At 71.8% G+C, this 21,131-nt stretch carries 20 protein-coding genes and 1 pseudogene; 5 read left to right on the top strand and 16 right to left on the bottom strand.

Annotated features, from left to right (window positions below; translation table 11 throughout):
• Positions 1-8: 8 nt before the first annotated feature.
• From rsfS to J1M64_RS11750, 8 genes are all read right to left on the bottom strand, one after another.
• Positions 9-452 carry a ribosome silencing factor gene (rsfS, locus tag J1M64_RS11785; protein ID WP_067719684.1) on the bottom strand — a complete coding sequence of 148 codons (444 nt, stop codon included), beginning with the start codon at positions 450-452 and terminating at the stop codon, positions 9-11.
• A complete protein-coding gene (gene nadD / locus J1M64_RS11780) occupies positions 449-1,165 on the bottom strand; it encodes a nicotinate-nucleotide adenylyltransferase (protein WP_069389021.1) in 717 nt (238 codons plus the stop codon). The genes rsfS and nadD overlap by 4 nt, the downstream gene beginning before the upstream one ends.
• A 65-nt stretch (positions 1,166-1,230) precedes the next feature.
• Complete coding sequence (locus J1M64_RS11775) at positions 1,231-2,661, bottom strand: VWA domain-containing protein (protein WP_120286303.1); 1,431 nt, start codon at positions 2,659-2,661, stop codon at positions 1,231-1,233.
• A 28-nt stretch (positions 2,662-2,689) separates the two neighbouring features.
• Positions 2,690-3,571 carry a MoxR family ATPase gene (locus tag J1M64_RS11770; protein ID WP_206474254.1) on the bottom strand — a complete coding sequence of 294 codons (882 nt, stop codon included), beginning with the start codon at positions 3,569-3,571 and terminating at the stop codon, positions 2,690-2,692.
• A 67-nt stretch (positions 3,572-3,638) separates the two neighbouring features.
• Positions 3,639-4,940 (bottom strand): glutamate-5-semialdehyde dehydrogenase, encoded by a 1,302-nt coding sequence (locus J1M64_RS11765; protein WP_206474253.1) that lies wholly within the window; start codon positions 4,938-4,940, stop codon positions 3,639-3,641.
• 45 nt (positions 4,941-4,985) lie between these two features.
• Positions 4,986-5,870: an SDR family NAD(P)-dependent oxidoreductase gene (locus J1M64_RS11760; RefSeq protein WP_119192816.1), complete on the bottom strand. Its 885-nt coding sequence runs from the start codon at positions 5,868-5,870 to the stop codon at positions 4,986-4,988.
• Positions 5,867-6,493 (bottom strand): class I SAM-dependent methyltransferase, encoded by a 627-nt coding sequence (locus tag J1M64_RS11755; RefSeq protein ID WP_206474252.1) that lies wholly within the window; start codon positions 6,491-6,493, stop codon positions 5,867-5,869. Before J1M64_RS11755 ends, J1M64_RS11760 begins: the two co-directional genes overlap by 4 nt.
• Before the next feature lie 89 nt (positions 6,494-6,582).
• Positions 6,583-7,605, bottom strand: coding sequence for a serine hydrolase (locus J1M64_RS11750; RefSeq protein WP_206474251.1), 1,023 nt, complete (start codon positions 7,603-7,605; stop codon positions 6,583-6,585).
• Between the two features lie 70 nt (positions 7,606-7,675).
• Here J1M64_RS11750 and J1M64_RS11745 point away from each other — a divergent pair, with 70 nt between their 5' ends.
• Both J1M64_RS11745 and J1M64_RS11740 read left to right on the top strand, forming a co-directional pair.
• On the top strand, positions 7,676-9,817 hold the full coding sequence (locus J1M64_RS11745; RefSeq protein ID WP_206474250.1) for an ATP-dependent DNA helicase RecQ: 2,142 nt from the start codon (positions 7,676-7,678) through the stop codon (positions 9,815-9,817).
• A 153-nt stretch (positions 9,818-9,970) separates the two neighbouring features.
• Complete coding sequence (locus J1M64_RS11740) at positions 9,971-11,221, top strand: calcium/sodium antiporter (protein ID WP_206474249.1); 1,251 nt, start codon at positions 9,971-9,973, stop codon at positions 11,219-11,221.
• Positions 11,222-11,258: 37 nt separating this feature from the next.
• Here J1M64_RS11740 and J1M64_RS20400 read toward each other — a convergent pair whose 3' ends face one another.
• From J1M64_RS20400 to J1M64_RS11720, 4 genes and pseudogenes are all read right to left on the bottom strand, one after another.
• A complete protein-coding gene (locus J1M64_RS20400; protein WP_307872427.1) occupies positions 11,259-12,050 on the bottom strand; it encodes a cytochrome P450 in 792 nt (263 codons plus the stop codon).
• A gap of 103 nt (positions 12,051-12,153) precedes the next feature.
• Positions 12,154-12,531, bottom strand: a pseudogene (locus tag J1M64_RS20395) (MFS transporter); the annotation flags it as partial.
• Between the two features lie 104 nt (positions 12,532-12,635).
• Positions 12,636-14,456 (bottom strand): FAD-binding dehydrogenase, encoded by a 1,821-nt coding sequence (locus J1M64_RS11725; protein WP_241261444.1) that lies wholly within the window; start codon positions 14,454-14,456, stop codon positions 12,636-12,638.
• 18 nt (positions 14,457-14,474) lie between these two features.
• On the bottom strand, positions 14,475-15,233 hold the full coding sequence (locus J1M64_RS11720; protein ID WP_241261443.1) for an AAA family ATPase: 759 nt from the start codon (positions 15,231-15,233) through the stop codon (positions 14,475-14,477).
• 37 nt (positions 15,234-15,270) lie between these two features.
• Here J1M64_RS11720 and J1M64_RS11715 point away from each other — a divergent pair, with 37 nt between their 5' ends.
• Genes J1M64_RS11715 through J1M64_RS11705 form a run of 3 tightly spaced genes read left to right on the top strand, consistent with a single transcriptional unit; the run spans position 15,271 to position 17,597 of the window.
• A complete protein-coding gene (locus tag J1M64_RS11715) occupies positions 15,271-16,056 on the top strand; it encodes an MBL fold metallo-hydrolase (RefSeq protein WP_206474247.1) in 786 nt (261 codons plus the stop codon).
• Complete coding sequence (locus J1M64_RS11710) at positions 16,057-16,950, top strand: Sir2 family NAD-dependent protein deacetylase (RefSeq protein WP_206474246.1); 894 nt, start codon at positions 16,057-16,059, stop codon at positions 16,948-16,950.
• 23 nt (positions 16,951-16,973) lie between these two features.
• Complete coding sequence (locus J1M64_RS11705) at positions 16,974-17,597, top strand: carbonic anhydrase (RefSeq protein WP_185951448.1); 624 nt, start codon at positions 16,974-16,976, stop codon at positions 17,595-17,597.
• Positions 17,598-17,636: 39 nt separating this feature from the next.
• On the opposite strand, the gene proB is transcribed toward J1M64_RS11705, so the two are convergent.
• The 4 genes from proB to rplU form a co-directional block, all read right to left on the bottom strand.
• The gene (gene proB, locus J1M64_RS11700; protein WP_096905781.1) at positions 17,637-18,752 is read right to left on the bottom strand and encodes a glutamate 5-kinase; all 1,116 of its coding nucleotides are present in this window, start codon (positions 18,750-18,752) and stop codon (positions 17,637-17,639) included.
• Positions 18,749-20,209 carry a GTPase ObgE gene (gene obgE, locus J1M64_RS11695; protein ID WP_067719726.1) on the bottom strand — a complete coding sequence of 487 codons (1,461 nt, stop codon included), beginning with the start codon at positions 20,207-20,209 and terminating at the stop codon, positions 18,749-18,751. The genes proB and obgE overlap by 4 nt, the downstream gene beginning before the upstream one ends.
• 131 nt (positions 20,210-20,340) lie before the next feature.
• Positions 20,341-20,604: a 50S ribosomal protein L27 gene (gene rpmA / locus J1M64_RS11690; RefSeq protein WP_007626965.1), complete on the bottom strand. Its 264-nt coding sequence runs from the start codon at positions 20,602-20,604 to the stop codon at positions 20,341-20,343.
• 69 nt (positions 20,605-20,673) lie between these two features.
• On the bottom strand, positions 20,674-20,979 hold the full coding sequence (rplU, locus tag J1M64_RS11685; protein WP_067719729.1) for a 50S ribosomal protein L21: 306 nt from the start codon (positions 20,977-20,979) through the stop codon (positions 20,674-20,676).
• Between the last annotated feature and the right edge of the window lie 152 nt (positions 20,980-21,131).

Here is a 21,131-nt window from a genome sequence, read left to right as displayed (position 1 = left end):
CGGGTGGTTCAGAGCTCCTGATCCCGCTGTGGCTCCTCCGGCGCGAGCGAGTCGTCGGCGTTGCCGGCGTCGTCAGCGGGCCGTCGCGACGTCTCGACGCCCTCGATCTCGACGACCGGGCAGTCCTTCCACAGGCGGTCGAGCGAGTAGTAGTCACGCTCGTCGACGTGCTGGACGTGCACGACCAACTCGTTGTAGTCGAGCAGCGCCCACCGGCCCTCGCGGGTGCCCTCGCGACGCAGCGGCTTGTGACCGGCCTCGCGCAGCTTGTCCTCGATCTCGTCGACGACGGAGTTGACCTGCCGCTCCGTGTCGGCGGACGCCAGGACGAAACAGTCGGTGATGATGAGTTGGCCGGAGACGTCGATGACGACGATGTCGGTCGCCAGCTTGTCGTCGGCGGCGCGGGCCGCGATGGCGGCCATCTCAAGGGCCTCGGGGCTTGCGGTCACTGGGGATTCTCCTCGGGGTGGGGTTCGGTGGGGACGGGCACCCGGTGTACCGGGGCCGTCGCTGCGAGGGTGCCGTCCAGGCGGGTCGAGCCCTCGGGTCGGTAGAGGTTGCGTTTGGCGATGTACTGCACGACACCGTCCGGCACGAGGTACCACACGGGCGCGTCCTCGGCCGCCCGGCGGCGGCACTCCGTGGACGAGATGGCGAGTGCGGGGATCTCGAGCAGGTAGACACGCCCGTCCCTGATCTCGGTGAGGTGCGTGTCGGACAGTTCGAACCCGGGCCGGGAGACCCCGACGAAGGTGGCGAAGTCGAACATCTCCTCCCACCCGCGCCACGTGAGGATCTTCTCCAGTGCGTCGGCGCCCGTGATGAAGTACAGATCGGTGTCCGGGTGCTGGCGCAGCAGGTCCTTGAGCGTGTCGAGCGTGTAGGTCGGCCCGTCGCGGTCGATGTCGACGCGACTGACCGAGAAGCGCGGGTTGGAGGCCGTGGCGATGACCGTCATCAGATAGCGGTCCTCGGCCGGGGACACCTCCCGGCCCCGCTTCTGCCACGGCTCGCCCGTGGGGACGAACACCACGTCGTCGAGACCGAACCGGTGCGCGACCTCGCTGGCCGCGACGAGGTGACCGTGATGGATGGGGTCGAAGGTCCCGCCCATCACTCCGATGCGGCGCCGAGCGCCGTCGGTGGTCCCCGTCGTGGTCATGGTCGGTGAGTCTATCGGTCGGGGGTGACGCCCGGCCGTCTGCCGCGCCCCGCCGTCGCTATCACTCACACGGGGAGCAGGCTCGCGACGACCGTCGTGAGCTGTTCGACGTTGCGGCACTCGTGCATGGGCACGTACTGGGAGTACAGCCTGGCCGCCGAATCGCCGGTCCCCCACTGCCGCTTGGGCTCCGGGTTGAGCCAGTGGGTGTGTCCCACCCGCTCGCTGACGAACTCGAGTGCCTCGACGGACGGATCCCGGTAGTTGTTGCGGCCGTCCCCCAGGATGAGCAGCGACCCCGTCCTGGTCAGGGTGTGGGCGTACCGGTCCGCGAAGCCAGCCAGCGCGTGACCGTAGTCGGAGTGACCGTCATAGGTGACGATCTCGGCCTCGCGGACCATCCGGCTCATCGCGGAGCCGAGGTCCGACCCGGTCTCGAAGAACGAGGTCACCTCGTCGGTGGTGTCGACGAACGCGAACACCCGCACCCGGGAGAACTGCTCACGGAGCGAGTGCACCAACTGGAGGGTGAAGTGGCTGAACCCGGCCACCGAGCCGGACACGTCGCACAGCACGACCAGCTCCGGCCGGGCCGGGCGGGGCTTGCGCAGCACCAACTCGACGGGCACGCCGCCGGTGGACATGGACCGACGCATGGTCTTGCGCATGTCGATCGCACCGTGCCGGTGACGACGCCGGCGGGCCGCCAGGCGGCTGCCCAGCTGCCTGGCCAGTGGCCCCACCCTGCGGCGCAGTGCCTGCAGGTCCTGGTCGTTGGCCCGCAGGAAGTCGACCTGTTCGGCCGCGGGTCCCACCGCGTACTGTGCGACGCGGTCGCGGCCCACGGTCTCGGCGGTACGGCGGCGGGTCTCGTCGGCGACCTCCCGCAGGAAGCCGCGGACCAGGTCGGCGGCCGAGTTGGCGGCCGCGGTCTTCTCGGCGTGCCGCTGGGAACCGTCCGGGTCGAAGGGGTCGGCGCCGAGCAGCCCGTCCAGGATCCGCTGCATGATCGAGTTGGTGTCGAGCGGGCTCAGTGCCTGGTAGGCGGAGTAGCGCGGTCCGTTCACCGAGTCGTATGACCCGAGCTGCTCGACCAGGAGTTCCGCCAACGCCCGGGCCTTGGCCCGCGACTCCTCGGTGTCCTCGAGCAGGAGCGACGCGATGAGCTCGTTCAGTGCGTCCGGATCCACCTTGCCGTCGTCGTCGGTCGGGATCTCCACCTCGAGCGTCACCGCGTCGCCCGCGGTGTGGGACCCCACGGCGGCCGGGAACCACAGGTCGAAGAGCTGGTCGAACACCCCACGGTGCGTGGACTTGTGCAGGATCGTCGAGGCCAGCGCCTCGCGCAGCGCGGCGCGGTCGAGCAGGTCGACGTGCACCATCGCCGCGGCGGCGTCCACGGCCTCGCTCGGGCCGACGGGGATGCCCTTGCGGCGCAGTGCGTCGACGAAGTCGACGAGGTGACCGGACATCCCGCCCGGGGCCCTGTCGGTCATTCCACCCACCTCCCTGTCACCCACGGCCCTAGTTGAGCCGGAGCTCGGCGGCCGCGCGCAGCTGGTCGGACTGGTGCTTGAGCACCACGCCGAGCGTCTGCAGGACGACCTCGTCGTCGATGGTGTCCAGGCCCAGCGCCACGAGGGTGCGACCCCAGTCGATCGTCTCCGACACGCTCGGCACCTTCTTCAGCGCCATCGCGCGCAGGACGCCCACCACGCGCACGAGCTGCTCGGCCAGCCGGTCGTCCAGCTCGGGCACCCTCGAGGCCAGGATCTTGCGCTCCAGCTCGGGCGTCGGGAAGTCCAGGTGCAGGTAGAGACACCGCCGCTTGAGCGCCTCGGACAGCTCGCGGGCCGCGTTGGAGGTCAGCACCACGAACGGGCGTCGGGAGGCCTCGATGGTGCCGAGCTCGGGGATGGTCACCGCGAAGTCGCTGAGGACCTCCAGCAGCAGCCCCTCGATCTCGATGTCGGCCTTGTCCACCTCGTCGACGAGCAGGACGGTGGGCTCACTGCGCCGGATGGCGGTGAGCAACGGCCGGGACAGCAGGAACTCCTCGGCGAACACATCATCACGCGTGGAGTCCCACCCCTCGCCCTGCCCGGCCTGGATCCGCAGGATCTGTTTGGCGTGGTTCCACTCGTAGAGCGCACGGGCCTCGTCCACGCCCTCGTAGCACTGCAGGCGGATGAGTTCGGCCTCCGTGGCGGCGGCGACGGCCTTCGACAACTCCGTCTTGCCGACACCGGCCGGGCCCTCGATGAGCAGCGGCTTGCCCAGCCGGTCGGCGAGGTAGACCACCGCCGCGGTCGATCGGTCGGCCAGGTACCCCTGTCCACCGAGGGCCTCGATGACGTGGTCGATGCTCTCGAATGCGGGTCGCTGGGCGGTGCGGGCTCGGTCCATCGGGTGGGTCCTTTTCGGTTCGGGGTCGTCGGTGGCGGGCCGGCGGGCGGCGCGGGCGCAAGTGCCTCTACGGCCGCACGTGCCCCTTGCCGTGGGCGATCCACTTCGTGCTGGTCAGTTCCTCGAGCCCCATCGGGCCGCGGGCGTGGAGTTTCTGGGTGGAGATACCGATCTCGGCGCCGAAGCCGAACATCTCCCCGTCGGTCCAGGCGGTGGAGGCGTTGACCATCACCGCCGCCGCGTCGACGCGGGCGCAGAACCGGTCTGCCACGTCGATGCTGCGGGTGGAGATGGCCTCGGTGTGTCCGGAGGACCAGCGGTCGATGTGCTCGATCGCCTCGTCCACCCCGTCGACCACCTTGAGCGCGATGTCCATGCTGAGGTATTCCTCGCCCCAGTCGACGTCGTCGGCGGGGACGAGGCCCTCGCGGTCGCCGTGGACGGTGACGCCGGCCGTCCTCAACGCCCCCACGACGCGGTCCACGGCCGCGTCGCCGAGGGCGGAATCGAGCAACACCGTCTCGGTGGCGTTGCAGACGCTGCAGCGACGGGTCTTCCCGTTGAGCAGCAGGCTGATGGCCTCGTCCAGGTCCGCGTCTCCATGGATGTAGAGGTGACAGTTGCCGGTGCCGGTCTCGATGGCCGGGACCTTGGCGTTCTCCACCACGGTCTGGATCAGACCAGCGCCGCCGCGGGGGATGACGACGTCCACCAGACCGCGCGCCTGGATGAGGTGGGTGACCGACGACCGGTCACCGGACGGCAGGAGCTGGGCCGCGTCCACGGGCAGGCCGTGCTCCGCGAGGACACCGCGCAGCACCTCGACCAACGCCTCATTGGAGTTGCGGGCCGAGCGCGACCCCCGCAGCAGTGCTGCGTTGCCCGATTTGAAGGCGAGCCCGAACGCGTCGACGGTGACGTTGGGGCGACCTTCGTAGATCATCCCGACCACCCCGAGCGGGACCCGGACCTGTCGCAACTGCAGCCCGTTGGGGCGGGTCGAGCCACGCGTGACAGTGCCGACGGGGTCCGCCAGACCGGCCACCTGACGCAGGCCGCCGGCGATGCCCTCGATCCGCTCGGCGGTGAGCCTCAGCCGGTCGAGCATGGCCTCGCCCATACCGGCCTCGGACTGCTCGGCGAGGTCCCGGGCGTTGGCCTCGAGGATCGTCGACTCCGCCACCACGAGGGCGTCGGCGGCCGCCTGCAGCAGTGCGTTCTTGCGGTCCGCGGTGAGCAGGGCCAGTTCGCGCGAGGCGGACCGGGCCCGGCGGGCGGCGTCGTGAACGGCGTCGCGGGTCGGGTCCGCAGTCGGCCCGGCGTCCGTCTGGCCAGTGAGGTCGGAAGCGTCGAGGTGGCTGGCTGTCATGCGTTCCAGCTTACCGATGCGGCCGGCGGGGCCACTTCCGACGAGTCAGACCGTCGGGACGGCCCCGGTCTCGCGCACGGCGAACTCCCGGAATCGGCGGGCCAGATCGGGATCCCCGGCCGGGCCCGATCGCTCGCCGGGTCCGGGCGGGCCCGCGATCTGTCGGAAACCCGTCGGTCCGATGTACGACGCCGGCGGCAGATCCTCCGTCGCCGCGTACAGCAGCGGGCGTGCCCCATCGGCGGCCGTGGGCACGATCCGCCGGCCGAGCAGATTGAGCACGGCGTTGACCGGTGGGAACGGGGTCGGGTCGAGGATCGAGGTGGCGGCGAAACCGGGGTGCGCGAGCTGCACGTCCACCGCGGAGCCCGCGGCGGCGAGCCGGTTCTGCAGGTCGAGGCCCCAGAGCATGCACGCCAGCTTCGACTGGGCGTACGCCGCCGCCATCGAGTAGGGGCGTTGTCGGAAGTGGGGGTCGGCGAAGTCGATCCGCCCCTTGGCGTGGGCCATGGAGGCCGTGATCACCACCCGCTCCCGGATTCGGGGCAGCAGGAGTTCGGTGAGCAGGAACGGCGCGAGGACGTTGACCCCCAGGTGCAGCTCGAAGCCGTCGGCGGTCTCCCGCCGGGTCTTGCTCATCAGACCGGCGTTGTCCAACAAGATGTCGACGGGGTCCGTGTACGAGCTCGCGAACTCCCGCACGGCGTGCAGGTCACTCAGGTCCAGCTCGTGGACCTCGGTGGAGCCGCCGATCTCCGCGGCCGCCGCCTCCCCCTCGGCGCGGGTAATGGACGGGAGCACGACGTGGGCGCCCCGGCGCGCGAGTTCACGCGCGGCTTCCTTCCCGATGCCGCTGGTGCCGCCCGTGACCACGATGGTCTTCCCGGTCAGGTCGGGCAGGTCGTCGACGGTCCACGCCGCGGAGCTCACGAGGCGGCCCCGTCGCTGCGCACGAGGACGGTGACCATGAAGCCGCTGTCGCCGTCGAACGGCAGCAGGTCCCACGTCGACCAGCGCTGCTGCACCCGCAGCCCGGCGCGGTCGGCGTCGCGGTCGAACTCCTCCCGGGTCCAGCCCCGGTCGAGCCCGAAGCCCACGACCAGGCGGCCGGCCCTCCCCTCGGTGCCCTCGTCCGCCGTGGCGAGGCGCGCGGCGAGGTTGGTCAGCACGGTGCCGCGGTCGGCGGGGTCGACGAAGGCCAGGACGTTGCCCGCCGACACGGCGAGATCGAACGGCCCGCGGGGCCAGCCCTCGTCGGCCAGGTCCGCGACCTCCCACGACGCCTCCGGGCACAGCTCTCGCGCCCGCTCGATCAGGTGGGGGTCGAGGTCGACGCCGGTGACACGGTGACCACGCGAGTGCAGGTAGGCGCCGGTGCGCCCCTGACCACAGCCCACGTCGAGGATCCGGGCACCGCGCGGGACCATCGCGTCGATCAGCCGCGCCTCGCCGTCGATGTCCACTCCCTCGGCCACCATGTCGTCCCACCGCCGGGCGTACCGCCGGGAGTGCTCGGGGTCGGCCTCCACGATCTGCTTCCATGTCTGAGCCATGCGGCCCAGTATGGCCGCAGGGAGCGACATGCGTCGCGGAGGACGACGACGACGAGGTCGGCCGCCGCCGGGCCGGCGGAACGCGGTGGTCACGGGCCGATGGCGCGGAGGAGTCGGAAGGTGGGCAGATCGGCTCCCCTGGTCTGGTTGACGAGGGTGACCGCGAGGGTCCCGCCGACGGTGTCGACGACGGCGATCGACCGGAACCCGCCGGTGCCGCCGTTGTGCCACAGGGTGCCCGGGCCGGCGCGATGCCACCCGAGCCCCATCCGTCCCGGACCCGACGGCGGCGTGGCCTGCGTGAGTCGGACGGCGGCCTCGAGGTCGGTGGTCGACGGGTCGAGGTGCGCGGCGAGGAATCGCGTCATGTCGGTCGCCGTGGAGCGCAGCGCTCCCGCGCCCGGCATTCCGTGCAGCGGCCACGGTTCGGCGCCGCGGTGGCGGCTGCGGTGCCCGAGGGCCGTTCGGCGCCGCTGCTCGTCGGTCATCTCATCCTCGGTCACGGTGTCGGGAATGCCCAGTGGTCCGCAGATCCGGTCGCGGACGAGCGCTCCGAAGTCGGCCCCGGTCGCGCTGGTCATCGCGATGCCGAGAAGGCCGAAGCCGAGATTCGAGTACTTCGGCGTGCCCTGCCCCGGGTGCCGACGCGGGCGGAGGCCACGGAGTCCGGCGAGGACGTCCGATTCCGTGAGGTCCGCATAGGGATCCGCACCCGTGCGCACGTAGGCGAGGTTCTCCCGGAGCCCCAGCCGGCCGGGCGTCCTGGGGAGCCCGGAGGTGTGGGTCGCGAGGTGCTGCAGCGTGATCGGGTCGTCGTCACCACCCGGCAGGTCCGTGCCGGTGGGGAGCAGGTCCCGGACCGGGGTGTCCAGCCGCCACTGCCCCCGGACGACACCGTCGGCCAGCAGAAGGGCGGTGAACACCTTCGTGATGGAGCCGATCTCGAAGAGCGTGTGGGCGTCCGGGGTGGCGCCCCGACCGGTGTCCCCGCGGGTGGCGGTGTGGACACCGCCCGGTGGCCCGGCAGCCATCACGACCCCGACCCGCCGCCGCGACAGTCGGTCCGTCGCCCGCTCGACCTGCCCCGCGATTCCCTGCCCACCACTGGTCACGGGACCGAGTAAACGCTCCCGGGCTCCGCTCCGCAGGTGAGCTGTCGGAGCGGTGGGGCACGATGGGCCCATGACCTCGACAGCGGACCGTCCCACATCCGACGACCTGGCCACCGGGGACCGGGCCGCCCTCCGGGCCCGCGCCGACGAACTGCTCAGCGCCCTCGCCGGCCCGGGCGCCGTCCTGCGCGAGGACCAGTGGGTCGCCATCGAGGCCCTGGTGGCGGACCGGCGACGCGCGCTGGTGGTCCAGCGCACCGGCTGGGGCAAGTCGGCGGTGTACTTCATCGCCGCCCGGTTGCTCCGCGAGCTGGGGTCGGGCCCCACCGTGATCGTCTCGCCGTTGCTCGCGCTCATGCGGAACCAGGTCGAGGCCGCCGCCCGGGCCGGGGTGCGGGCGGCCACCATCAACTCGGCCAACATGACCGAGTGGGACGAGGTCCGCTCGGCGGTCCGGGCCGGTGAGGTCGACGTGCTGCTGGTGAGCCCGGAGCGTCTCAACAACCCCGATTTCCGGGACACGGTCCTGCCCGCGCTCGCTGCGGAAGCCGGCCTCGTGGTGGTGGACGAGGCCCACTGCGTCTCGGACTGGGGTCACGACTTCCGGCCGGACTACCGGCGTATCCGCACCCTGCTCGCCGATCTGCCCCACGGCGTGCCGGTCCTGGCCACCACGGCCACGGCCAACGACCGGGTGGTCCGCGATGTCGCGCAGCAGCTCGGGGTCGGTGAGTCCGCCTCGGAGGACACCCTCGTCCTGCGAGGCGGACTGGACCGCGAGTCGCTGCGGCTGTCGGTGGTGGCTATCGACGACTCGGAGAAGCGCGCCGCCTGGCTCGTCGAGAACCTCGAGTCGCTGCCGGGCAGCGGCATCATCTACAGCCTCACCGTCGCGGCGGCCGAGGACATGGCCGAACTACTCACCTCGGCCGGGCACCGGGTCAGCTCCTACACCGGCCGCACCGACGGGGGTGAACGGGAGGAGCTGGAGCGCGCGCTGCTCGACAACGAGGTCAAGGCCCTGGTCGCCACCTCCGCGCTGGGCATGGGCTTCGACAAGCCGGACCTGGGCTTCGTGGTCCACCTGGGTGCCCCGCCCTCCCCCATCTCGTACTACCAGCAGATCGGCCGCGCCGGACGTGCCGCCGACCGCGCCGAGGTGGTCCTGCTTCCCGGGCCCGAGGACCGCGCGATCTGGAACCACTTCGCCTCCCTGGCGTTCCCGCCCGAGGACGTGGTGCGGCGGGTCCTCGACGCGCTGGAGCCCGATCGACCGCAGAGCACGCAGGCGCTCGAACCCGCCGTCGACCTCGGCCGCAATCGGCTCGAGATGGTGCTCAAGGTCCTCGACGTCGACGGCGCGGTCCAGCGCGTCCGGGGTGGCTGGGTGGCCACCGGGCGGCCGTGGCACTACGACGCCGAGCGGTACGCGGGGCTGGCGGAGGCACGGCAGTCCGAGCAGCAGGCGATGTTGGAATACCAGCGCACCGTGTCCTGCCGCATGGAGTTCCTCCGCGGCCAGCTCGACGACCCCACCCTCGACCCGGCCTCCGGCGGTTGCGGTCGCTGCGACAACTGCACGGGCCAGCGCCGCACCACGGACGTCGACTCCGGCTCCCTGACCCGCGCCCGCGACGCCCTCGAACGGCCCGGCGTGGTCCTGCCGCCCCGCCGCCAGTGGCCCACCGGCCTCGCCAAGCTCGACGTCCCGCTCAAGGGCAAGATCGCCGACGGCCCCGCCGAGGGCCGGGCTCTGGCCCGCCTGACCGATCTCGGCCTGGGCCAGAAGCTGCGCGCCCTGCTCGCCGAGCCCGATCAGGACGCCCCGGAATGGCTCGCCCGCGCGTGTATTCCCGTCCTCCGCGAGTGGGGCTGGGCGGACCGGCCCACCGGCGTCGCCGCCCTCCTCACCGGCGAGCACCCGCAGCTGGTCACCACCCTCGCGCATGCCCTGGCTCAGATGGGTCGCATGGAACACCTCGGGGAGATCTCCCGCGATCCGGCCCTGCCCGCGGTGACGGCCCAGAACTCCGCGTACCGCGTGGCTCAGTTGTGGGGCACGTTCTCCGGCCCGTCGACGCCGTCCGAGGGCCCCGTCCTCCTGGTCACCGACCTGCTCGGGACGGGGTGGACGATCACCGAGGCGGCCAGGCATCTCCGCTCCTCCGGGGTCCCCGCCGTCCTGCCCCTGGCCGTGGCCGCAGCCGGCTAGGTGTGATGTGCGGCTGGGTGTGATGTCCAGGGAGGTCGCCGCCCGCGCATCGACATACCGGAGTCCGGCACGGGATCATCGACCCATGGGTAACGCAACGAGACCGTCACCGTCGGCCGGGCCGGGGTTCACCACGATCCGGTCGGACCCGTCATGAGCGCCCTCACGGTACTCGCCCTCGCGGTGGGATTCGTCCTGCTCATCGGCGGCGGCGAAGTGCTGGTGCGAGGCGCCGGCGGTCTGGCCACGACCCTCGGGATCTCCCCGCTGGTGGTGGGACTCACCGTCGTCGCCTTCGCCACCTCCGCGCCGGAGTTCGCGGTGAGCGTCGACGCCGCGCTGAGCGGATACCCGGGGTTGGCCGTCGGCAACGTGGTGGGCAGCAACATCGCGAACATCCTGCTCATCCTGGGTCTGACAGCGATCGTTGCCCCGCTGGTGGCGACGTCCCGCATCGTGCGGGTCGACATCCCCATCATGGTGCTGTTCTCGGTGGTCGCGCTGCTGGTGGCACTCGACGGCACGATCAGCTTCCTCGACGGTCTGCTGTTGTTCGCCGGCCTCGTGGCGTATGTGGTGGCGACGATCGTCATCTCGCGCAAGCAGGATGGAGGCCGGGTCGCCGCGGCACCGGAGGACCCGGTCGCTGACGGCCCCGGTGGTGGCGACGCCGCCGTCGACGGCGCGGGTGATGGCGACGCGGGTGGCGCCAGCGCGGGCGAGACGCGGTCGTCCGGCGTCGCGTCGTCACACCCGGTTCTGGTCAGCAGCGTCTTCGTGGTCGTCGGTGTGGCTCTGCTGGTGGTCGGCGCGCGACTACTCGTCGCGGCGGCGAGTGATCTCGCGTCGGCATGGGGAATGAGTGACCTGGTCATCGGTCTCACGGTGGTGGCGGTCGGGACGTCGCTGCCGGAGCTCGCCACGAGCGTGGTGGCGGCGATCCGCGGTGAACGGGACCTGGCCATCGGCAACATCGTCGGTAGCAACATGTTCAACATCGGTGCCGTTCTCGGGATGACCTCGCTCATCACGCCCATCGACGTCGCCCCCGGGGCCGTCCGCTTCGACCTGCCGATCATGCTCGCCGTCTCGCTGGCCCTGCTCCCGATCGCCTTCACCGGTATGGCGATCAAGCGGTGGGAGGGACTGCTCTTCACCGGCTTCTACGCCGCGTATGTCGTCTACGTGGTGCTGCAGGCGGCCGACCACGACGCGTTGGATCCGTTCAGCGCCGCCATGCTCTGGTTCGTCATCCCCATCACGGCCCTGTGGCTGATCGTCCTGGCCACCTATGAACTCGGTGTGCTGCGGGGGCGCAGACAGGCGCGGGAGCGGCGAGTCGAGGCGGGGGCGCGCGGGGCGGACGAGGTTGGCTCCACGGAAGGGGTGGCCCGCGACGGCTGAGCGCCCTCGCGTGGCCCGTTCGCCGAGGACCGCCGGTTCAGACGGTGAGTCGGAGGCTTCGGAGGCGACGGACCAGAAGACTCTGGTGCCATTGTGTCTGCGAGACGTCGATCTCGAGGTCCCCTCCGAGATCGAGGAGGAAGTCGAGTGCGGCGCGGGATTCCATGCGCGCCAGGGCCGCACCCAGGCAGAAGTGGATGCCGCGCCCGAACGACAGGTGCGAGCCCTCATCGCGGTCCGGTCCGAACCGGTCCGGATCCCCGAACCGGTGGGGGTCCCGGTTGGAGCTACCCCACAGGAGGAAGAGGTGGGTGCCCGCGGGGAGAGCGGTCCCGCCGAGTTCGGTGTCCGTGGTGACGTGGCGGTAATGCCCCCGGAAGGGCGCATCCGTTCTCAGTGTCTCCTCGATGAACGGCGAGCGGCGCCCCGGGTCCGACCGGAGTGTGTCGAGGTGCTCGGGGTGCTGCCCCAGGCGCCACACCAGCGTGCCCAGGTGGCCCACGGTGGATTCGATACCCGCCGCCACGAGCTGGACCAGGACCTGCACCGCGGCGTCGTGGGAGATCTCGCCACGCTCCAGCTCACGGGCGAGTGCCCCCAGCACCGAGGCGCCCTGTCCGGCCTCCGCCCCGGTCACCGCGGCCGAGAGGTAGTCGACCAGCTCCCCGGCCGACCGGAGCGAGTCGTCGAACTCGTCGGCCGTGACCATCCCGTCCAACATCCTGGTACTGGCGAACGCCCATTCCCACAGTCGGTCGGCATCCTGTGGCGGCAGCCCCATGAGCTTCGCGACGACGGCGGGCGGGAGACGCTCGGCGATGTCCCTCACCCAGTCGATCCCGCCGTCTCGCCAGCCGTCCGCCCACAGTTCTCGCAATCGCCCACACCAGACGCCAGGATCCCTGGACGGCGAGGACGGCCAGCCCGCCCAGGGCGATCAGCCCGACGCCCGTGCCGGTGGTGATCATCGCCAGGGCCCTGGGCTGGTGGCGGGCGGTCACCGTCCGGGTGACGATGTCCGAGTACGGCGCCCAGACCCAGCCACCCGCGCTGCCGGCCAGCACCGCGCCCACCGCGAGCAGCCACGGCGACTGCGCGGTCACCACGATGGCGGCACCGAGCGCGCCGCAGACCCCGCCCACGGTGGTCGGTGCGCGCGGTCCACGCCGGGCCGCCAGGGGGCCCGCGAGCAGCAGGCCGGCCAGGTAGCCGACGAACGTGGCGCTGGCGACGAGCCCGAGCACCAGCTCCGGCAGACCGAGGTCCCGGCGGATGTCGGGCAGGGTGAGCCCGTAGACGTACCGCGCCATGCCGAAGGCGACGCCGACGACCGCCGCGCCGGCGATACCGATCCTCGCCGCGGAGAGCGTGCGCTCCTCGCGGCCGCCCGCGCCGATCAGGCCTCCCGCGCCGATCAGGCCTCCCGCGCCATCGCCCGGCCCGCCTTGAGCCCCGAGAAGATGCACCCGCCGAGGAACGTCCCCTCCAGCGAGTTGTACCCGTGCACGCCGCCGCCGCCGAAGCCGGCGACCTCGCCCGCCGCGTACAGGCCCGGGAAGGGCTCGCCGCCGGGGGTCAGGCACTGGGAGTCGAGGGTCGTCTCGATGCCGCCGAGCGTCTTGCGGGTCATGAGGTGCACCTTGACCGCGATGAGCGGGCCGCCGGAGCCGGCCGCCGAGCCCGTGCCCTGCCCCGAGTCCCTGAGCAGCCGGTGTGGCTTGGCCATCCGGGTGAGCTTGTCGGTGAGGACGCGCCGGGCGTTGTGGATGGCCTGCACCTGGGCGTCCTTGGCGAACGGGTTGTCCATCTGCCCGTCCATCGCCAGGACGAACTCGCGCACCCGCTCCACGTCGAGCTCCGGCTCCCCGTCACGCAGCAGCGAGTTCATGCCGGCGACCATCTCCTCGAGGGTGTCCGCGACCACCCAGTCGACGCCCTTCTCGGCGAACTCGGCGATCGACGGCGGCAGTCCGCTTCCGGCCTTGGAGGCGAACTTCTTGATGCTCTTGTCCGTGAGCTCCGGGTTCTGCTCGGACCCGGAGAGGATGAACTCCTTGCCGGCGATGGCGGAGTCGAGGATGAACCAGGAGTAGTCCCGGCCGGTGCGGCGGATGGCCTCGATGGACGCCGTGGTGTGGAACCCCGGGAACAGCGGTACCGGCATCCGGTCGCCGTTCGCGTCCAGCCACAGGGTGGACGGCCCGGGGATGATGCGGATCGCGTGCGAGGGCCACACGGGCGCGTAGTGCTCGACGCCCTCGGTGTAGTGCCACATCCTGTCCCGGTTGATGAGGTTGGCCCCGGCCACCGCGGAGATCTCCAGGATCCGGCCGTCCACATGCTCGGGCACCCCCAGGATCAGGCGCTCGGGAGCGTCGCCGAGCCGGTCCGCGGGCCAGTACCGACGAACGAGGTCGGGGTTGCCGCCGATACCGCCGGAGGCGAGGAGCACCGCCCCGGCCCGGAACTCGAACGCGCCGGTCTCCTCGCGCGGGGAGGCCACACCCCGGTCGTGGTCGCAGGGCACGAGGGTCGCTCCTCGCACGCCGACGGCGCGACCGTCCTCGACCACGATCTCGTCGACCCGGTGACGTACGGCGAAGCGCACGAGCCCGGCCCGGGCGGCCTCCAGGACGGGTTCCTCGAACACCCGCACCACCTCGGGCCCGGTCCCCCAGGTCACGTGGAAGCGCGGGACGGAGTTGCCGTGCCCGGCCACATCGCCGCCGCCGCGCTCGGCCCAGCCGACGGTGGGGATGATCCGCAGGCCCAGGTCGTGGAGGTACCGCCGCTTCTCCCCCGCGGCGAACTCGACATAGGCACGCGCCCACTGCCGCGGCCAGTGGTCCTCCGGCCGGTCGAAGCCGGCGGAGCCGAGCCAGTCCCGCCACGCCAACTCGAGCGAATCGGAAATCCCGATCCGCTTCTGCTCGGGTGTGTCGACCAGGAAGAGGCCGCCCAGCGACCAGAACGCCTGACCGCCGAGGTTCTTCTCGTTCTCCTGGTCCACCACGAGCACCTTCTTGCCCGCGCGGGTCGCCTCGTGGGTGGCGACCAGTCCGGACAGACCGTGCCCCACGACGATCACGTCCGGGGTGAAGCCCGGCTCCGGCGCGGGAAGCGGTCCGGTGTTGGCCGCCCGTGACGCCGACGGCGGCTGCCACTCCGGGTAGACGGGGTGGACGGGCCGGGCCTCGCCGGTGGTGCGGTGCGATCGGGACTCAGAGCGGCTCATGCGCCCCAGTGTGCCCGGTCACTCCAGCAGGTGGCGCAGATACCGTTCCGGCGCGTCGAGATAGCGCCGGTGGTGGTCGACCATCGCCAGATCCTCCCACCGGGTGCGGTGCATCCCGGCGTCGGAGAGCTCGTACACCGCGGCGCCGGGCACCGAAGCGAGGATCGGCGAGTGGGTGGCCATGAGCACCTGCGCCCCGCGCCGGTCGGCCAGCTCGAGCAGCAGGGCGACCAGTCGGAGTTGGGCGTCGAAGGACAGTCCGGCCTCGGGCTCGTCCAGCACGAACAACCCGCCGCCGGAGAACCGCGAGGTGGTGACGATGTCCCAGAACGCCTCACCGTGGCTGCGGGAGTGGAAGTCCTGCTCCGGGCCGGAGGACTGCAGGTAGGTGAACATGCCGTGCATGGTCTCGGCGCGCAGGAAGTAGCCCCACTTCGGCGCGCCCCCGCCCCGGACCAGCCGCAGTGAGTCGTGCAGCGGGGACTCCGACTCCCAGGTGACGTCACGGCCGTTGACCGACCCGCCCTCGGCGCCGAGCCCGTACGCCATGGCGACGGCCTCGACGATCGTCGACTTGCCGGCGCCGTTCTCCCCCACGAGCACGGTGAGGTCGTCGAGTTCGAGTCCCTCGCGCAACAGCTGGGCCACCGCCGGGATCGAGTACGGCCACCGCCCCGCCCCGGCCGACACGGGATCGACCCGCTCGTCCACGCCCCCGTCGCGCTGCCGCTCGACGCGTACCACCGGTCGTGGATCGAGCACTCCACCTGCGGCCATGCCACGCACCCTACCGTCGGTCGGTACCGTTTCTCCCATGCGGATCCACCAGCTCAACTGCGGCACGATGGGGGGCCTCGTTCCGACGCGCGTGCTGCTCGTGGAGGCCCCGGACGGGCTCGTGCTGGTGGATTCCGGGATCGGGTTGCAGGACATCGCCGATCCGGCCGGCCGCCTCGGTGCGATGCGTCACGCGCTGCGCCCGGCGCTGCGCACCGGCGAGACCGCGGTCCGCCGCATCGAGACGCTGGGCCTGGATCCGCGGGACGTGCGGCACATCGTGCTGACCCACATGGACGCCGACCACATCGGTGGGCTCGCCGACTTCCCGGACGCGCAGGTGCACGTCGCCGCCCAGGCGCTGACGTGGGCGGTGCGCACGCCGCGGTTCGTCGAGCGCCGCCGGTACCGCCGCCCCCAGTGGTCGCACGGGCCGCGGTTCGTCGAGTACTCCTACGGGACCGACCGGTGGGAGGGCTTCCGGGCGCACCCCCTGGACCACGTCGCCGAGGGGATGATGCTGGTGGACCTGCCGGGCCACGCGGTGGGTCACGCCGGGGTGTTCGTGCCCGGTGGCGGTGACGACGACGACGACGACGACGACAAGGACCTCCTCCACGCCGGGGACGCCTTCTACCACCGGGGGCAGATCAGTCCGACGGGTCGGGTACCCCGGCCGATCCCCGTCCTGGAACGCGCCCTGGCCCTGGAACCGGGCGCGGTGTCCCTGACGCACGCCAGGCTCGCCGGGTTGGCCCGGCGTCGCCACGACACCCTCGACGTGGTGTGCGCGCACGACCCCTCGGGGCCCGGGGGCCTCTAGATGGTCAGGATCCGCGAAACCGCCTGGACGCCGGCCGAGCGCACGGAGGCGGACCCGGACCTGCCCGACCGCGCGGCCGCACTCGCCGAACTCCTCCGGGGCCGGCGGGCGGTGGTGCTCACCGGCGCCGGCATCTCGACCCCGTCGGGCATCCCCGACTATCGCGGCCCCGATTCGCCCGGCCGGACCCCGATGACGTTCCAACAGTTCGTGGGCGACCCCGCGTTCCGTCGGCACTACTGGGCGCGCAACCACCTCGGTTGGCGGCACATGGAGGCCGCACGACCCAACGCCGCGCACCTCCTGCTCGCCGACTGGGAGCGTCGCGGCCTGGTCACCGGGGTGATCACCCAGAACGTGGACCTGTTGCACCTCAAGGCGGGCAACCGCCGGCTCGTGGACCTGCACGGGACCTACGCCGTGGTCATCTGCCTGGGCTGCGGCCTGCGGCAGAGCCGGTGGGCGCTGCACGAACAGCTCGAACGCCTCAACCCCGGCTTCATCGAACGCGTGACCTCCCGCGGCGCGATCGAGGTGGCGCCGGATGCCGACGCCGTCCTGGCCGAGACCTCGGACTTCCGCATGGTCGACTGTCGGGCCTGTTCGGGAGTCCTCAAACCGGACATCGTCTACTTCGGCGAGAACGTCCCCGCGCATCGCGTGCAGGAGGCCAACGCGCTCGTCGACGGGTCGGACCTCGTCGTCGTCGTCGGCTCCTCCCTGACCGTCCGCTCCGGATACCGGTTCGTACGGCGTGCGGTGACCACCGGCACGCCCGTCGCGGTGGTCAACCGCGGCCGCACCCGCGCGCACGACGAGGCCACCCTGACGATCGACGGCGACTGCGTGGAGGTCCTCGAGCTGACAGATGCGGCCCTGCCGCACCACGGGTGAGCGTCGAGGAGCAAAATAGGGCCATGCAGATCGCAAAGACACCGGAGACCGCACTGGCCCGACTACTCCGCGGCAACGCCCGCTACGTGGCCGGGGAGAACCTCAACGAGCACAAAGACCCCTCTCGGCGCACCGAGCTCGCCGGCCAGCAGAATCCGTTCGCGCAGGTGTTCGGCTGCGCGGACTCCCGCGTCCCCGCCGAGGTCGTCTTCGACCAGGGGCTCGGCGACCTGTTCGTGATCCGCAACGCCGGCCACATCGTGGACTCGTCGGTGCTCGGGTCGATCGAGTTCGGGATCGAGGCCCTGAACATCCCGCTGACCCTGGTCCTGGGACACACCTCGTGCGGCGCGGTGGGCGCCACGATCACCGCCATCGACACGCACTCCACCCCGTCCGGGTACCTGCGCGACGTGGTCGAGCGGATCTCGCCGGCCGTGTTCGAGGCGCGGCGCGACCCGGACGCCGGGTACGACGACGTGGTGGTGGAGAACGTCCGCCACACCGTCACCGCGATCCGGCAGAAGTCGGCCGTCGTCGACCGCGCGATCACCGAGGGCCGCACCGCGATCGTCGGCGCGATCTACAACCTCGAGGAGGGGACCGTCACCCCGGTCCACACCGAGGGGACCGTCACGGAAGGCTGAGCGCGGGCCGACCGGGGTCGGTGGTCGGACCAGCGCTGGTCAGACCGGGACGAGGTCGTCGGCGTGCACCAACGGGCGCCCCTGACCGGAGCCGGTGCCGCCCGCCGCCCGGTCGACCAGCCGGGCGCGGACCTCGACTGAGTCGTACTGCGCGATCCCGCGGGCGACCACCCGGCCGTCGACGTCGTGCATCTCGATGACGTCGCCGAAGTGGAACAGCCCGTCCACCCCGGTCACCCCGGCCAGTAGCAGGGAGCGTCGCGAGCCGGTCACCGCTCGGACCGCTCCGTCGTCCAGCAGGACCGCCCCGCGGGCGTCCGCGGCGTGCCGGACCCAGAAGCGCCGGGCGGTCATCCGCTCGGGCCGGGCCGCGAAGACCGTGCCCACCGTCGGGTCGGCGGCGAGGGCCTGCGGCGCCAGCTCCGCGGCCGTGAGCAGGACCGGGATGCCCGCGTCCGCGGCCAGACGGGCGGCGGCGAGCTTGGAGGCCATGCCGCCGGTCCCCAGGGCACCGCCGGCACCGGCGATCACGCCGTCGAGGTCGCCCTCGCCGCCGACCATGGTCACCGCGCTGGCCCCGCCCTTGCGCGGGTCGGAGTCGTACAGGGCGTCGACGTCCGAGAGCAGGATGAGGGCGTCGGCGCTGATGAGGTGCGCGACCAACGCGGCGAGCCGGTCGTTGTCACCGAACCGGATCTCGTTGGTGGCCACGGTGTCGTTCTCGTTGATCACCGGCACCGCGTGCAGGGTGCGCAGGCGGTCGAGGGTCCGCTGGGCGTTGGCGGCGCTGTCCCGCCGCCCGATGTCGGCGGCCGTGAGCAGCACCTGGCCCACCACCCGGTCGAAGCGGGCGAACGAGTCGCCCCACGCGCGCGCCAGCTCGAGCTGTCCGACGCTGGCCGCGGCCTGCTTCGCGGACAGGGTGCCGGGGCGGGTGGTCATCCCCAGTGGCGCCATGCCGGCGCCGATTGCACCGGAGGAGACGACGAAGACGTCCGACCCCGCGGCCATCCGCGACTGGCAGACGTCGGCGAGTGCGTCGAGTTCGGCCCGCCGGATCCCGCCGTGGAAACTGGTGATGGCCGACGAGCCGATCTTGACCACCACGCGGCGGGCCGCGCCGATACGACGGCGCAACTCCCGCTCCGTGGTCACTCCAGGATCTCCTCGTCCGGGTCGATCAGGCCGCGGCGCACCCGCTTGCGGTACTTGCGCTCGGTGGCGCCGATCCGCTCGTCGGACTCGAGCCGGATGTCGGTGCCACGCCCGGTGCGCATGAGGTCGACGCCGGCCGGGGTCTGCGGCTCCCACTCGAACGAGACGTCACCGATGGTGACGGTGCAGCCCTCCGTGGCGCCGGCCTTGATGAGCGCCTCCTCGACCCCGATCCGGGCCAGCCGGTCGGCGAGGAAGCCCACGGCCTCGTCGTTGTCGAACTCGGTCTGACGGATCCACCGCTCGGGCTTGGCCCCGGTGACGATGAACGCGCCGCGGTCGGCGGGATCCGGGCGGACGCGGAACTCCTCGACGTCCACCGCCTTGGGGCGGATGACGATCCGCTCGGGCGCGGCGGGCGGGTTGGCCTTACGGTGCGCCTTGATCAACTCGTACAGGCCGTACCGCAGCTCGTCCAACCCCTTGTGGGCCACCGCGGAGATCGCATAGACCGGCCACCCCTTGGCCTCGAAGTGCTCGCGCACCATCTCCGCCATGTCGGCGGCGTCCGGCACGTCGATCTTGTTGAGCACGACCACGCGGGGGCGGTCTGCCAGGTCGCCGATCCCGGCGTCGGTGAGTTCGGACCGGTAGGCGGCGAGCTCGGCCTCGAGGGCGTCCACGTCGGAGATCGGGTCCCGGTCGGACTCGAGGTTCGCGCAGTCCACCACGTGGGCCAGCACGGCGGTGCGCTCGATGTGACGCAGGAAGTCCAGACCCAGGCCCCGGCCCTCGCTGGCCCCGGGGATGAGGCCGGGGACGTCGGCGATGGTGAAGGTGTCGTCGCCGACCGAGACCACGCCGAGGTTGGGTGCCAGGGTGGTGAAGGGGTAGTCGGCGATCTTGGGCTTGGCCGCCGACAGAACCGAGACCAGGGAGGACTTCCCGGCGGACGGGAAGCCCACCAGTCCGACGTCGGCCATGGACTTGAGCTCGAGCGTGAGATCGCGGACCTCGCCGGGCTCGCCGAGCAGCGCGAAGCCGGGGGCCTTGCGGGCCCGGGAGGCCAGGGCGGCGTTGCCCAGACCGCCCTTGCCACCCTCGGCGGCGACGAAGCGGGTGCCGACGCCGGTGAGGTCGGCCAGCACCTCGCCGTCCTCGTCGAGCACGACGGTGCCGGGCGGCACCGACAACACGAGGTCGGCGCCCTGGGCACCGTTGCGGTTGGCGCCCATACCCGGCTGGCCCCGGCCCGCGCGGGCGTGGGGCCGGAAGTGGAAGTCGAGCAGGGTGTGGACCTGGGGGTCCACGACGAGGACGACGTCGCCGCCGTGCCCGCCGTTGCCGCCGTCGGGGCCGCCGAGGGGCTTGAACTTCTCGCGGTGCACCGAGGTGCAGCCGCGGCCGCCGTCCCCCGCTGCGAGGTGGAGCACTACGCGGTCGATGAATCTCGACATGGTGGGGACTCCTCCGGGTGACGGGTGGTGACGGGCGGGGTGGTGCAAATACTCTCGGGGGCCGGGTGTGAGGTCTTGACGACCCCGCCCGGCCCCCGAGGGCTGTTCATGAAAGTGGTCGGCTGGGAGGCTCAGGCCTCGGCGCCGGCCGGCACGATGTTCACGGTCTTGCGACCGCGCTTGGTGCCGAACTCCACCGCACCGGCGGAGAGGGCGAACAGGGTGTCGTCGCCACCACGGCCGACGTTGACGCCCGGGTGGAACTTGGTGCCGCGCTGGCGCACCAGGATCTCACCGGCGTTGACCTCCTGGCCGCCGAACCGCTTGACGCCGAGGCGCTGTGCGTTGGAGTCACGACCGTTACGGGTGCTGGATGCGCCCTTCTTACTTGCCATGTCCGAGTCCCTCCTTCAGGGAGCACGCCCGAGGGCGCTGAGCTGGTGGCCTGAGCGGCCGGAGATGGATTACTTGATACCGGTGATCTTGACGACCGTCAGCTTCTGACGGTGGCCCTGACGCTTGTGGTACCCGGTCTTGTTCTTGAACTTGTGGATCCGGATCTTCGGTCCCTTGGTCTGCTCGACGATCTCGCCGGAGACGGTGACCTTGGCCAGGGCGTCGGCGTCGGAGGTGACGGCCGAACCGTCGACCACGAGGATCGGGGACAGCGACACGGAGGTTCCGGCCTCGCCCTCGATCTTCTCGACCTTGACATGGTCCCCTTCGGCGACCTTGTACTGCTTGCCGCCGGTCTTGACGATCGCGTACATCGAGGGCTTCCCCTTGCTTCTCGGGTGTGCGGCCGCCTGGGGCGACCACACCTGGTGTGCGGTGTTCTCTCTTGCTCGCCGACTCGCGTCGGTCGAGGGTCGCGGGCCCCGGAACCGTTCCCGGTCCCGTCGCGCGACTCCTCGCGCCACGA

The sequence above is a fragment of the Dietzia sp. KRD202 genome (genome assembly GCF_017168155.1).
Classification (GTDB): domain Bacteria; phylum Actinomycetota; class Actinomycetes; order Mycobacteriales; family Mycobacteriaceae; genus Dietzia; species Dietzia kunjamensis.
Note: the sequence above shows the minus strand (reverse complement) of the source record. Positions and strands in the feature narration are given on the sequence as shown.

Bases quoted from the DNA above. Each gene is read 5' to 3' on its own strand.
- J1M64_RS11720 (WP_241261443.1), bottom strand. From the start codon at position 15,233: ATGGCCGCAGGTGGAGTGCTCGATCCACGACCGGTGGTACGCGTCGAG.
- J1M64_RS11745 (WP_206474250.1), top strand. From the start codon at position 7,676: ATGACCTCGACAGCGGACCGTCCCACATCCGACGACCTGGCCACCGGG.
- J1M64_RS11770 (WP_206474254.1), bottom strand. From the start codon at position 3,571: ATGGACCGAGCCCGCACCGCCCAGCGACCCGCATTCGAGAGCATCGAC.
- J1M64_RS11740 (WP_206474249.1), top strand. From the start codon at position 9,971: ATGAGCGCCCTCACGGTACTCGCCCTCGCGGTGGGATTCGTCCTGCTC.
- J1M64_RS11775 (WP_120286303.1), bottom strand. From the start codon at position 2,661: ATGACCGACAGGGCCCCGGGCGGGATGTCCGGTCACCTCGTCGACTTC.
- J1M64_RS11715 (WP_206474247.1), top strand. From the start codon at position 15,271: ATGCGGATCCACCAGCTCAACTGCGGCACGATGGGGGGCCTCGTTCCG.
- J1M64_RS11725 (WP_241261444.1), bottom strand. From the start codon at position 14,456: ATGAGCCGCTCTGAGTCCCGATCGCACCGCACCACCGGCGAGGCCCGG.
- J1M64_RS11710 (WP_206474246.1), top strand. From the start codon at position 16,057: ATGGTCAGGATCCGCGAAACCGCCTGGACGCCGGCCGAGCGCACGGAG.
- J1M64_RS11705 (WP_185951448.1), top strand. From the start codon at position 16,974: ATGCAGATCGCAAAGACACCGGAGACCGCACTGGCCCGACTACTCCGC.
- J1M64_RS11755 (WP_206474252.1), bottom strand. From the start codon at position 6,493: ATGGCTCAGACATGGAAGCAGATCGTGGAGGCCGACCCCGAGCACTCC.
- nadD (WP_069389021.1), bottom strand. From the start codon at position 1,165: ATGACCACGACGGGGACCACCGACGGCGCTCGGCGCCGCATCGGAGTG.
- rpmA (WP_007626965.1), bottom strand. From the start codon at position 20,604: ATGGCAAGTAAGAAGGGCGCATCCAGCACCCGTAACGGTCGTGACTCC.
- rplU (WP_067719729.1), bottom strand. From the start codon at position 20,979: ATGTACGCGATCGTCAAGACCGGCGGCAAGCAGTACAAGGTCGCCGAA.
- obgE (WP_067719726.1), bottom strand. From the start codon at position 20,209: ATGTCGAGATTCATCGACCGCGTAGTGCTCCACCTCGCAGCGGGGGAC.
- J1M64_RS11765 (WP_206474253.1), bottom strand. From the start codon at position 4,940: ATGACAGCCAGCCACCTCGACGCTTCCGACCTCACTGGCCAGACGGAC.